Consider the following 13,006-nt stretch of genomic DNA (forward strand, 5'->3'; position numbering starts at 1 on the left):
CCGTGCCTCCGATGTGGGCCGCGCTATCATGCCGGCCATGCGCGGGAACCCTGGCGTCGCCGATCCGTTGAAGAGCACCTCCACCTGGCGCGCAGCCGCGCTGATGTTCGTGGCGCTGGTGCTGGTGATCGCGGCGTGCACGAAGAAGCAGCCCGAACCCGAGCCGGAGCCCGAACCGATCGTGAAGCTCGATCTCTGGGCTGGCGTCCCGCCGCTCGATCCCGCCGCGGCCGATCTACACGGCGAGCTCGTGCCCAAGCCGGGCCCGCAAAAGCCGGCGCAGGTCGGCGAGGAGATCGAGCTACCGTTTCCTCCGCCGGCCCCACCAGGCGACGCGGTCGGCGTGTCCGAGCCACCCACCGGCCCGCTCGAGGTCCTGCGCACGGGCCCCGACGGCGAGCAGGGGCTGGTCGACGCGATCCGGGTGTCGTTCAACCACCCCATGGTCCCGCTGGCCTCGATCGAGGATCTGCGCGCACACACGGCCCCCATGCAGATCGAGCCTGCGATCGAGGGCGAGTTTCGCTGGATGGGCACGCGGGCCCTGGCGTTCCACCCGACCGGGCGCCTGCCGTTCTCGACCAGCTACGCGATCACGATCCCGGCCGGGACCCAGTCGACCCACGGGACCGAGCTCGCCAAGGCGGTCGAGTGGTCGATCACCACGCCCACGCTCGCGCTCGATCGCAGCGTCCCGCACCAACACGGGGCCAGCCACGTGCACCTGGATCAGCCGATCTTGCTGCGCTTCAACCAGGGCGTCGACGCGAACGCGGTTGCGGCCGCGCTGAGCTTGAAGGCCGGATCCAAGCGGGTGGCGCTCGAGCTGATCCCGGAGTCGCGCTGGCAGGACGAGGACCTGGCCAAGTTCATCGACCCGTGGGTGGCCGGCAGCGAGCAGGCGTGGGAGCGCTCGCGGGTGGTCGTGCTGCGCCCGGTCGCCGAGCTCACGCCCAACACCAAGTACACCGTCGAGCTACCGCCGGGGGTCTACGGCGAGGGTCCGCTGCGCAGCGACAAGCTGGCGTTCACGTTCGAGACCTACCCGCCCCTGAAGCTGTCGCCGCATCGCTGCGATCCCTCGCCGTGCTCGGCCAGCTACGGGATCGTCGTCGACGCCAGCAACCAGATCCGCGACGCGCGGGTGATCGACAAGGTCCACGTGAGCCCGGCCGTCGAGAACCTGCGGATCGACGCCGGCTGGAACGGCGTGCAGCTCAGCGGCGACTTCATCGGCGACACCACCTACGAGGTCAGCGTCGACGCGGGGCTCGAGGACATCTACGGGCAGAAGCTGGCCAAGCCCTACACGGCCAAGGTCAAGCTCGGCCCGCTCGAGCCCAACTTGCGGGTCTGGCCGCAGGCCAAGCACCCCGGGATCATCGAGGCCAAGGCCGGCCACACCGTGCAGATCAAGGTCGCGGGGCTGCGCAAGCTCGAGGTCATGGCCTCGTCGTTCAACAGCACCGAGCTGGCCGATTACTACCGGCACAATGGCTCGACGGGCTATGACTACAAGTGGCCCGAGGATCTGCGCAGCCCTCGGCATACCCACGAGATCGACGTCTCGAAGTCTCGCCAGCAAGAGCAGACGATCACGCTCGATATCGACGACTACATCGAGGGCAGCGACACCTTCGTGTACTTGATGCTGCGCTCCGAAGAGTACAAGCGCTGGGGCTGGACCGAGCGCAGCACCCTGGGGCAGATCGTGCAGCTGACCAACGTCGGCGTGAGCGTGGCGATCGATCGCCACGACGCGGTCGCGCTGGTGACCACGCTCGATACGGGTGAGCCGGTCGCCGGGGCCGAGGTGCGGCTGCTCGCGGATCAGGGCAAGCGGGAGATCTGGAAGGGCAAGTCCGACACCAACGGCGTCGCGCGGCCCAAGCTCGGCAACGCCCGCACGTGGAGCCTGATGCTCGCGGTCAAGCACGGCAACGACGAGGCGTTCCTGCCCCTGGATCAGAGCGATCTCGAGGGCCGCTGGGTCTCGCATCTATACGGCGACAAGGCCGAGGATCAGGTCCGGGCCTTCATCTTCACCGAGCGCCAGCCCTACAAGCCCGGCGAGATGGTCCACCTCGTGGGGGTGGTGCGCAAGCAGACGCGTGGGCCCGCTGGCGCCGTGATCCCGTGGGGCAACGGGCTCGAGGCCGAGTACGAGGTCAACACCGAGCGCGGCGTCGAGGTCCAAAAGGGCAAGCTGAAGATCAGCGCGTTTGGGACCTTCGCGGTCGACATTCAGACCGACGAGAACGGCGACACTGGCAACTACTCATTCAGGCTCGAGCACAACGGGCTGTTTGGATCGAGCCAGACCTTCTATCACAACTTCGCGGTCGAGGCGTTCCGCACCCCCGAGTTCGAGGTCGAGGTCGCGCGCGCCGAGTCGTCGCCGCTGTACTTTGGCGACGAGCTCGCGGTCGAGATCCGCGGTCGCTATCTGTTTGGTGCGCCGATGATCGGCGCCGACGTGCACTACACGCTCACGCGCCAGTCCACGGACTTCCGCCCGCCGGCCGAGGGGCTGTCGGCGTTTCACTTCTCCGCGTCGCCCGGTCGGCGTGGGCACTGGGGCGACTACTGGGGCGGCAACTGGAACCCGACCCAGCAGCTCGAGTCGAAGACCAAGCAGCTCGACGCGCAGGGGATCTTGAAGGTCACGCACGCGCTCACGCAGGTCGAGCCTCCGGTGCCCGGCCAGGCGCCGCCGCCCCCACCGGATCCCGAGGACGAGCCTGCGGTCGAGCCTCCGCCGACAGCGGCGACCTTCTCGATCGCGGCGACGGTGACCGACGAGAACCGCCAGGCGATCGCCGGAAACGGCAGCTTCGTGGTCCACCCGGCGGCCTATTACGTCGGGCTCCGATCCGAGCGTAGCGTGCTGCGCGAGGGCGAGCGGACCCGCGTCGAGGCGGTCGTCGTCGATGTCGACGGCAAGCGGGTGCACGACGTTGGCGTGGCGCTGAAGGTCATTCGCAAGGACACCACCCGGACCCCCGTGCAAAAGCAGGGCGTGTGGACGTTCGCGTATTCGACCGAGGAGACCCAGACCAGCGCGTGCGCGCTGACGTCGGGGGCGACGCCGGTCGCGTGTGAGGTCAGCGTTGGCGAGCCGGGGACCCACGAGGTCGTCGCCGAGATCACCGACGCGAGCGGCCGCAGCAACCGGGCCGTGCTCGAGCTGTATGTGCACGGCGACGACGCGGTGGTCTGGGACGACGAGGACAAGCGCGTCGATCTGGTCGCCGACAAAGACAGCTACGAGCCCGGCGAGACCGCCAAGCTGCTGGTCCGCTCGCCGTTCGACGAGGCCCGCGGGTTCTTGGTGATCGAGCGCGAGGGTCTGGCGCAGACCCACCAGCTGTACGTGCGTGGTGGGGTGGCGGTGGTCGAGGTCGCGATCACGCCCGAGATGGTCGCGGGCGTGACCGCGTCGGCGGTGCTCAGCAAGCCCCGCACGCCAGTCGCGGGTGCCCCGGCCGATCAAGACCTGGGCGCACCCGCGGCGGCCAGCGGCCAGGTCGAGCTGATGGTCTCGAAGGCCAGCAAGGCGGTGGTCGTCGAGGTCCAGCCCGAGCATGACCGGGTCGAGCCGGGCGCGAAGCTTCGGGTGGATCTGCGCACCCACGCGGTCGACGGTGAGCCGATCCCGGCCGCGGTCGCGCTGTTCGTGGTCGACGAGGGCGTGCTCAGCTTGATGGGCTACCAGACCCCGGATCCGCTCTCGTTCTTTCACCACAAGCGCGAGGGTGAGGTCGGGTTGTTCGCGGATCACAGCCTCGTGTTGCCGCGCGACGCCCAGCAACAACCAAAGCCCAGCGCGATCGGCCCGAGCCCCGACGAGTCGTCGGCGGCCACGGGTGACGGCGACGCGTGGGGCGGCCTCATGGACGAGGAGATCGGCGAGGCGTACGGTGTCGGCGGGCTCGGCCTGCGCGGGACCGGTCGCGGCGGCGGCGGGACCGGTGAAGGCACGATCGGGCTCGGCAACGTCGGCACGATCGGCAAGGGGGGCGGCGGCGGCTCAGGCTACGGCTATGCCGCCAACGCCGATCAGCCCAAGGAGGAGCGCAAGGAGTCCGAGAAGGCGCCCGGGGCGATGCCACCACCCGCCCCCTCACCCAAGCGCTCGAGCAGCTCGCTGGCCATGACGGCGACGATCGACGCCAACGCCGCGATGGCCCAGGAGGTGTCGCTGCGGACCTTGTTTGCGACCACGGCCTACTTCGAGTCCGAGCTGAAGACCGACGCCGAGGGGCGGGCCAGCGTCGAGATCGAGATGCCGGAGAACCTGACCAGCTTTCGGATCATGGCCGTGGCCGTGGATCCCACCCGGCCCGATCGCTTTGGGAGCGGTGAAGCCTCGGTCCGGGTCCGCAAGACGATCATGCTCAGGCCCTCGCTGCCGCGGTTCTTGAACATGGGCGATCAGTTCGAGGCGTCGGTCATGGTCGACAACCAGAGCGAGACGACGCAGGCGATCATGGTCGGGACCCGCGGGGTCAACGTGACCATGCTCGGCTCGGTCGAGGACACCCTCGAGATCCCGCCGGGTGAGTCCCGGGAGGTCCGGTTCCCCATGGCGGTCGAGAGCGTGGGGATCATGCGGCTGCAGTTCGCCGCGCTGTCCAATCAGGGCCGCGACGCGACCCAGCTGGAGATCCCCGTGCTGGTGCCCGCGACCAAGCAGGCGTTCGCCGACTACGGCATGACCTCGGCGTCGGTCCAGCGCGAGGTCCAGCTGCCCCAGGACGCGCTGCCCGGGTTTGGCGGGCTCGAGGTGTCGATGTCGTCGACCGCCCTCAACGGGCTCGAGGACGCCGTGGAGTTCCTGGTCAGCTACCCCTACGAGTGCTCTGAGCAGACCGCCAGCCGGCTGCTGCCGATCTTCGCGCTGGGCGACGTGCTCGACGACTTCCCGATCGCCGACGTCCACGATCGGGCCCGGCGGGACAGCCTCGCGCGCGCGGGCATCGACCGCCTGTTTCAGCGCCAGAACTGGGACGGCGGCTTCACCTATTGGGGCGACGACCGGCGGCGCGAGAGCTGGCCGTATGTCTCGACCTGGGTCACGCTCGCGCTGCTCGAGGGCAAGCAGGCCGGCTACGAGGTCGACGCTGCCAAGCTGGATCGGGCGATGGCCTATCTGGACAGCTACGTGCGCAATGGCGTGACCACGCGGTGGGGCAACTACTACGACTGGACCACGCGGGCGTTCGCGCTGTGGCTGCTGTCGCGCGAGGATCGGGGCTCGGAGCTGTTCGACAAGGTCTGGGCCAAGCGCTCGGAGATCCCGCTGTACGGGCGGATCTTGCTGATGAGCGCGGCGCATCGGTTCAAGCGAACCGGGCCGGTCGAGGCGGTGCTCGCCGAGCTCGATGATCTGGTCGTCGAGAACGCGCGGGTGATCCACTTCGCCGAGTCGCGGACCGAGGCCGCGGGCGACGGCCTGGCCGTGCTCATGCACTCGAACACGCAGACCGACGCGATCGCCTTGATGGCGTTGATCGAGCTGGGCAGGGAGATGGGCGACGACGAGATGGCGCCCAAGATCATGGCGGGGCTGATGTCGGACCGCGACCCCCGCAATGGCGGGCGCTGGAACACCACCCACGCCAACGCCTGGGCGCTGATGGCTGCGTCGCGCTACTACGCGGCGGTCGAGAGCGAGACCCCGGAATTCGTGGCCAGGATCTGGCTGGACGAGATGTTCGCGGGCGAGGCCAAATTCGTCGGGCGGGACATGGCGAAGGTCAACCAGCAGGTGCCGATGCGGGCGCTGCTGGGGCAGTCGGTCGAGAGCGTGACGCTGGGCAAGGACGGGCCCGGCAAGCTCTACTACCGGCTGGGCCTGCGCTACGCCCCGGCGGACTTTCGCATGGACCCAGTCGATCGCGGGTTCACGGTCTCGCGCCGCTATGAAGCGCTGCCCGAGGGCGGCGCCGACAAGCCCGATCCCGACGCGGTGCGACAGCTCGACGACGGCACGTGGAGCGTGAAGGCGGGGACCAACGTCAAGGTCACGCTGACGCTGACCGTGCAGGATCGGGCCAACTTCGTGGTCGTGGATGACCCGCTGCCGGCCGGGTTCGAGGGGCAAAACCCGCGATTCCTGACCAGCGTGGGGGTGACGGGGCAGGGCGGCACCACCTACGACCGCGGGCACGACTACGACTATGGGGGGTATCGCTTCGCCGAGGTCAGCCGCGGTTGGTGGTATCCGTGGTTTAGCTTCGATCACACGCAAATGCGTGACGACCGAATGTTGCTGTTCGCCGACCACCTCGGCGCGGGGGTCTACACGTACAGCTACACCGCGCGAGCGACCAACCTGGGCACCTTCGTGCTGCCGCCGGTCCACGCCGAGGCCATGTACGAGCCCGAGCGGTTCGGGCACGGATCGTCGTCAATGGTGAAGATCGTCCACTGAACTCGGGCTCCTACATGAGCCGGCCTCGTGTGGGCGGGGGATGTCACCCGCGAGACGGAAATACACCCTCGAGCGCGATGATGAAGTTCAGCGTCAAGAACGGCGGCATCACATTCACCGCCTGGCCACCCCCCGTCATCGAGATCGTGCCGGCGTCCATGGACTGATTGGGCGGACCGGCCTCGTAGACCTTGACGTCGGCGCCAGTGTGGGCAAATGCGTTGCCCGTGGGGTCCCCGGTGGTAGCGAGGGTCTTGTCGGCCTGGACCAGGTGGTTGTGGGCTGGGATCTGGTTGACGGTGAGCGTGACCGTCTCGTGACCGGACTTCTCACCGAGCCTTCGGGGGCTCAAGCCGGGACCGTTGCCCGCGTGGATGGCGTTGCGGCCCCGCAGGTCGGGCAGCGCGAAGCTCGTGCGGCCGTCGCCGCCGTAGGTGGTACCGATAATCGAGAACAGCGCGCTATTCGTGGAGATGGGGAGTAGTTGCCCATCGCATAACGCCCACCCGCGGGGTGCGAAGTTGCCGGCAAATTGAATGATCGTACCGAGGATTGGTTCCATTGTGTGTCTCCTGGGTCCCGGGCGAGACGAATCATCATGAGACGTCTGCAGGGATTCGCGCCAGCGTATCACCGCACTTGGAGCGTCGGCAGGGAAAACCTCGCGAAGCTTTGGGGCGTCGCGCGGTGGCTGCGAGCGATCACACGGACGCTGGGTTTTCGCGCGCGAGTTCGTTCGCGCGGCGACGCTGTCGCCACACGCCGAGGCCGAACAGGATCAGCACAGGAGGCGCTCCAACAGGTCCTACGGCGCAGCCACAGCCAGCGCCGTTGCTATCGCTGCTCGGCTCGTCGCCGGCTGTGCCGGTCTCACTCCCGTCGTCATCGCCGTCGCCGTTGCCATCCCCATCGCCGTCCCCATCGCCTGGATCACCGTCGCCATCACCCGGATCGCCGTCGCCATCGCCCATGGAAACACCGTGGAGGTCGAGCACGTGCAGCGCGCTCCACTCGTTGCCGTCGAGGGTGCGGGCTCGAAGCACCACGGGTGAGACCAGGTTGACGTCGACCGTGACGTCGCCGTCGATCCCCTGCGGTGCGCCACCAACGGCGCGCGGATCAGACCCATCGACGGTGTAGTAGATCGTACCGGCGCCGCCATCGAGCTCGAGGCGGACGGCAAGCGGGGTGTCGGGCGCGAGCTCGAGCTGCGTGAACTCGATTAAGTCGGCGCCCTCGAACACCAGCGGCGGGTCGACCAAGGGGTAGTAGCCCTCGGTTCGCAGCGCCGTGATCAGGTTGGCGGCGGCGCCGTCCATGTACGCGTCTTGAAAGTCGACCTCGTCCTGCCAGTCTTCGTCGCGCGTGCGGGTTGGCCCGCCGATCACCGCGTCGCCCCAGCGCGCCGACTCGGCGACGACCGGCGTCCGCAGGTGATCCGCGAGCGCCTGCCAGCGCGCGCGGGCGTAGTCGTCACGCAGCGCGCCGTCGTTGTAGAGCGCGCGATAGGCCCGATCCGCGAACGCGAGCATGAATTCGGGGCTGTGCTTGGCCGAGTTGAAGATCCGCGCGGTGCTTGGACCCGCGCCCTTGCCAACCCCCGCCAAGAAGTCGGGGTGCACTTGTGGTTGAGTGGGGGAGCCCATGCCGACCCCAAACGACCACTCGCCGTCCCAGGTGAAGAACATGAATGGAGCTGCTGGCACATTTTGATTGCCGCCCCACCAATTGTTGCCCGGCCAGTCTCGCACCCCCGCGTACCAGTGCAACAATAGATAGTCGGAGAACACGTCGACATTCAGGTACTCGCGGAGCTCCTGATAATTGCCGAGCTCGGCCATGTCGGCGTCCTTCAGCGGCCCCGACAAGTACTCCCACCGCGCCGGGTCGCCGCCCTTGGGGCCCGCGTGGCTGATCGCAAACCAATCGGTCTCGAGCCCGCCCATGTACGCGCTGGTGAACCACTCGTCGAGGCGCTCGACGGGGTTGTACAGGCCAAAATAAACCCCGTTGAGGTACAGGTGCACGAAGGTGCCGTGCGACCCAACGCCCGACAGCTCGATCGAGGTGTCGCGCATCCATTGATCAGTCGTGTAGGTGGTTCGGTCGGGGTTCCAATTGCGCGCCCAGCTGCGGTTGTTGCCGCCGCGCAGGACCAGGCGGTCGAAGTTGCCCGTGGCGGTCTCGCCGTTGAGGGGCCCCCGCGAGAGCAGATCGGTGCTCCACTTGGGATCCTCGTACTGCGACTTGAACGACAGCCGCATCGAGTTCTTGACCCGATCATGGCTGTGGCGCTCGAGCCCGCCGGTCGTGTCTTCGCTGTCGCCCTCGGGGTAGATGACCTCGATCGAGACCATGATCTCGGCGTCGCCGCGATAGGCCGACCACAGCGCGCCCTGCTCGGCGGACAGGCTCATGGTGGGGATCGCCGTCAGCGCGGGGATCATCTCTTGCGTATAGGCAATGTCCTCGACGATCGCGGGATCCATCTCATAGTCGTGATGGGCTGGGCCGCCGCCGCCGTTGTAGTCGTAGGTCTGCCAGCCCGGGAGATCAGCTGGCTGGGTGAGCACGTCTGGCAAGAAAATATAGGTGTGCGCCGCGATCTTGCTGGGCGGATCTGGATCGAGCGAGGCGTAGGCCCGCAGCACCACCCCCGGGGCCGCGGATGCATTGGGATCGATCAGGACCTGGGTGCCCGAGGGGCCGCTGTGCGCGGTCATCGACGTGCGTGGATCGCTGCCGTCGAGCGTGTAGGTGATCGTCGCGCCCGGCGTCGCGCAGCTCAGCACGACCGGAAACGCGACCGCGTCCATGAACAAGCCCCGCTCGACGCTGACGTCGACCGGCTCGACCGCCAGGGCCGTGAGGGGCAGCAGCGCGAGCAGGAGCGTCAGGGCAGCGAAGCGCATTCGCGCACGCTACCAGAGTTTGGCACCCGACCTCAGTGCGACGCTGGGTGAGCATCGCGGGAGGGGTATCAGGACCAGGGAAAGCCGCGCTCGAGGTCGAGGGCTGGCAAGCCTGTGGCGCCGTCGAGCTGCTCGAGCTGACGCCGCCACGCTGCGGGCGAGGTGTCGACGTCGAGGTGCAGCCGACCGCGACTACGAACCACCAGCTCGCGGGCGAGAGCGCGGCGCACAGGGACGTCCGCGCTCGCGAGGGTCGCCAACACCTGCGCGTTCGATCGCGCCGCGCCGCCCAGCAAGCGCGCGCTCGACTGGGCCGCGAGCCAGGTCTTCGCCTCGGGGCCAGCGTCGAAGCTGCGTCCGGCCGCGATCTGCAGGGACGCCCGGGCGGCCGCGCGCAGCTCCGTGTTCTCGTCCTCGAAGCGGAGCGCGCAGATCTCCAGCACGGCGGGCCGACCCGAGAGCCCGAGCCCCCGCAGGAGCCCGGGCGTGGGGCTGCCGTCGAGGGTCGCGCACAGCTTGGTGACCTCGGCCTCGGTGCCGAGCAGCCCAACGAGCTCCGCGGCGCTCGGGAAGCTGGGGTTGCGGGCGAGCTGATGGCAGACCAGCCACGCGCTGTTGTTGGCGAACAGCAGCGCGGTCTCGATCGCCTGAGCCCGGACCCCGGGGTCGCCGGCGAACAGGTGGTTGGCCAGCTTGGGCTCGAGCCTGGGCGCGGCCTCGCAGTGGGGGAGCGCGCGCAGGCCGGCCCGGACGACCTGGGGATCGGCGTGGGCGAGCGCGGCGTCGATCGCTGCGGCGCCTGGATCCCAGCCGTGATCGGCGAAGCACTCGAGCCAGGTCGCGCGCAGTTGATCGGTCTGGGCGGTCGCGAGCCCGGCGGCCGCGATCGACTGCGCGCGGGGATCGTCCCACGACCGCAGCACCCGCAGCGCGCCGGCGCGGAGATCTGGCTCGAGCTCGGCGACCAGCTGAGGGAACGCCCGCTTGGCTGGCCACGACTTGCTGTGGAGCAGGGCCAACAGCGCGGCCGCCGAGCGGTGGTTGGGCAGCGAGCTCAGCTCGGGACGCAGGTGCGCTTCGAGCTGCTCGCTGGGGACCGAGGCGAGCACCTCGAGGTGACCGCGCCAGGCTTCGAGCGAGGCGCTGGTGGTCGCGTTCTGGAGCTGCTCGTACGCGGTGGCGGCCAGGGAGAAATGCTCGGCGAGGTCGACCGAGGGCGCCGACGTGCTCACGCTCGGCGGCGCCGGGGTAGGGATGACCGATTTCTCGGTGAAGGTCGGTGAGGGGGCGGTGGTCGTTGGGGCCGCGACGGCTGGCGGTGCGGCGGGTCGGGCCAGGGTCGGAGCCGCGGGCGGAGGCGCGACGAAGGCGGTCCGACTGACTGCGGGCGGAGGCGTGATCAAGGCGGTCTGACTGGGTTCGCGCGGAGGCGCGACGAAGGCGGTCTGGCTGGCGGCGGGTGACGGCGCGACCAAGGACGGCCGGTCGTCTGCGGGCGGAGGCGCGACGAAGGCGGTGCGACCATCCGCGGGCGGAGGCGCGATGAAAGCGGTCTGACTGGCTGCGGGCGGAGGCGCGATGAAAGCGGTGCGATCGTCCGGGGGCGGTGGCGCGACGAAGGCGGTCTTGTCGTCGGGCTTGTCGTCAGGCTCGAGCTCGGTGCTCGCCGGCGAGGCGCCTCGCTGGCGCGCGAGCAATTCGGCGCTCGGGATCATCGCGGTGCGGTCGGACGGCTCGAGCGCGGGCTCAGGCTCAGCGCCGAGTCGCGCCGCGACGACCTCGGTCCTGTCTCCCGGCGTCGCGGCTCCCGGCGTCGCGGATCCCGGCGCGATCCTGGTGTCGGCGTACGGGTCGTCGGGGATCGCCATCATGATCTCGGTCCCGATCCCCGATCCGAGCGGCGCGTCGAGCTCCCGCTGTCCGGGCAGCGCGACGAACTCCGTTGGGTCGTGGTACTCGGGCTGGTGCGGCGCGGCGGCGGGCGTGGGCGAGGTCTCGCGGGTCGCCGGCGGCGTCGTTCTCGACGTCGACGCGGCCGCGCTGGTCCGCTTCGTCTCCCTGCGATGCAGCAAGCCCAGCCACAGCGCGAGCCCGGCGAAGCCCAGCATGCCGGCGAAGCCCAGCAACATCATGATCACCTGCGGGGGCTCGAGAGCGATCAACACCGCCGCGATGTTAGCCGATCCGCGCCGCGCCTGGGCTACCCTGAGCGTTGATCGCCGATCGGCTGCAGGGCCAGGGCGACCCACTTGGCGAGTGGCTGGCGGTTCGCTGGGGTCTCGACGCGGGTGGCGTGGCTCGTTCCGAGCGCCAGCAGCTGCTCGACGGGGAGGGGAAGCTCGCGCGGTGACGAAAGGCCGTGTCCAGCCAGCCCGAGGCGGTGCTGACGCTGTAGCAGTGCTACCGTGGGCGCGGTGTCGGGCACGGGAACGGCGGCATGGTTACCCACGCGATCGGCGGAGCCGCTCGCGTCGCACGCTGGTGCTGCGATCCCAGCCGAAGCGCGCGCCGAGACGGCGCGACCGACTCGACCGTTTCGGTTTGGCAGCGAAGAGCGAGCCGACCCCGATCCCGCGCTGCAGCCGGGCGCGGTGGTGGGCGAGCGCTACCGGATCGTGCGGCTGCTGGGCGAGGGCGGCATGGGCCGGGTCTACGAGGCCGAGCACACCGTGCTGCGGCGCCGGGTCGCGCTCAAGCTGCTGCGGCGTGAGGCGCAGGAGTCGTCCGAGAACCTGGCGCGCTTCCAACAAGAGGCGCTCGCGGCCAGCCGGATCCAGACCCCGGAGATCGTCGAGATCGTGGACTTCGCCAGCCACGTCGGGCCGGCCGGTCAGCAGACGTACATGGTCATGGAGCTGCTCGCGGGCGAGAGCCTCGAGGCCTGGCTCGAGCACGAAGGCCGGCTCGACCACGCGCTCGAGCTGCTCGCCCAGCTGTGCGAGGGGCTGGCCGCCGCGCATGCTGCAGGCGTCATCCACCGCGACATCAAGCCGGCCAATGTGTTTTGCTGCGCGCCGGGCCCCCAGCTCAAGATCCTCGACTTTGGGATCGCGAAGATCACCGAGGGCGGCCAGGGGTTTCAGACCCAGCAAGGCTCGCTGCTCGGCACGCCTTATTACCTGGCGCCCGAGCGGGTGATGGGAGCTCAGCTGACCCCGGCGGCCGACATCTACAGCGTCGGCGTGATCCTCTACGAGCTGCTGACGGGCAACGTGCCGTTCACGGCCCAGAGCTTCGTCGGCATCCTCGCGCTGCACGTTCACAGTGAGCCGCTGGATCCACGCCAGGCGGCCCCGGATCGGCTGATCCCCGACGCGATCGCGGCGCTGTGCATGCGCTTGCTGACCAAGGAACCCGCGCGTCGCCCCAGCGCGGCCGCGCTCGCGCTGGAGCTGCGGGCCATGGTTGGCGCGCAGTCGCAGGCGCTGGCCGCTGTCCGCACCGGTCCCCGCGAGCAGGTGGCCGGGGCCGGAGCCGACACCCACGTGTTGTCCGACGCGTTGCCCGACGTCGGGGCGGGCTGCTCGATCTCGGAGCGGCCGACGGCGCCTCCCTCGGTCGCCGTCGGTGCACACGCGCTCGAACCAAAGGGCGGGGGCGGCTCGGGGCGCGGGGGCACGGCGATCGGACACGCGGCGGCTTCGATCACGAGCGTGAT

General features: G+C 69.4%; 6 protein-coding genes. 3 read left to right on the plus strand and 3 right to left on the minus strand.

Annotated features, from left to right (window positions below; all coding sequences use genetic code 11):
• Window positions 1-37: 37 nt before the first annotated feature.
• On the plus strand, window positions 38-6,436 hold the full coding sequence (locus ENSA7_RS32220) for an Ig-like domain-containing alpha-2-macroglobulin family protein (protein WP_106093242.1): 6,399 nt from the start codon (window positions 38-40) through the stop codon (window positions 6,434-6,436).
• Between the two features lie 43 nt (window positions 6,437-6,479).
• On the opposite strand, the gene ENSA7_RS32225 is transcribed toward ENSA7_RS32220, so the two are convergent.
• The 3 genes from ENSA7_RS32225 to ENSA7_RS32235 all read right to left on the minus strand — a co-directional run bounded on the left by ENSA7_RS32225 (window position 6,480) and on the right by ENSA7_RS32235 (window position 11,513).
• Window positions 6,480-6,998, minus strand: a complete 519-nt coding sequence (locus ENSA7_RS32225) for a phage tail protein (protein WP_106093243.1) — start codon at window positions 6,996-6,998, stop codon at window positions 6,480-6,482.
• 139 nt (window positions 6,999-7,137) lie between these two features.
• Window positions 7,138-9,348, minus strand: a complete 2,211-nt coding sequence (locus tag ENSA7_RS32230) for a chitobiase/beta-hexosaminidase C-terminal domain-containing protein (protein ID WP_106093244.1) — start codon at window positions 9,346-9,348, stop codon at window positions 7,138-7,140.
• A gap of 68 nt (window positions 9,349-9,416) precedes the next feature.
• On the minus strand, window positions 9,417-11,513 hold the full coding sequence (locus ENSA7_RS32235; RefSeq protein ID WP_106093245.1) for a hypothetical protein: 2,097 nt from the start codon (window positions 11,511-11,513) through the stop codon (window positions 9,417-9,419).
• A gap of 47 nt (window positions 11,514-11,560) precedes the next feature.
• Here ENSA7_RS32235 and ENSA7_RS44430 point away from each other — a divergent pair, with 47 nt between their 5' ends.
• Together ENSA7_RS44430 and ENSA7_RS32245 are read left to right on the plus strand one after the other, a co-directional pair.
• Complete coding sequence (locus ENSA7_RS44430; protein WP_181234314.1) at window positions 11,561-11,698, plus strand: hypothetical protein; 138 nt, start codon at window positions 11,561-11,563, stop codon at window positions 11,696-11,698.
• Window positions 11,699-11,762: 64 nt separating this feature from the next.
• A partial coding sequence (locus ENSA7_RS32245) for a serine/threonine-protein kinase (RefSeq protein WP_146158383.1) occupies window positions 11,763-13,006 on the plus strand: 1,244 nt, incomplete at its 3' end.

This window comes from Enhygromyxa salina (assembly GCF_002994635.1).
GTDB lineage: Bacteria > Myxococcota_A > Polyangia > Nannocystales > Nannocystaceae > Plesiocystis > Plesiocystis salina_B.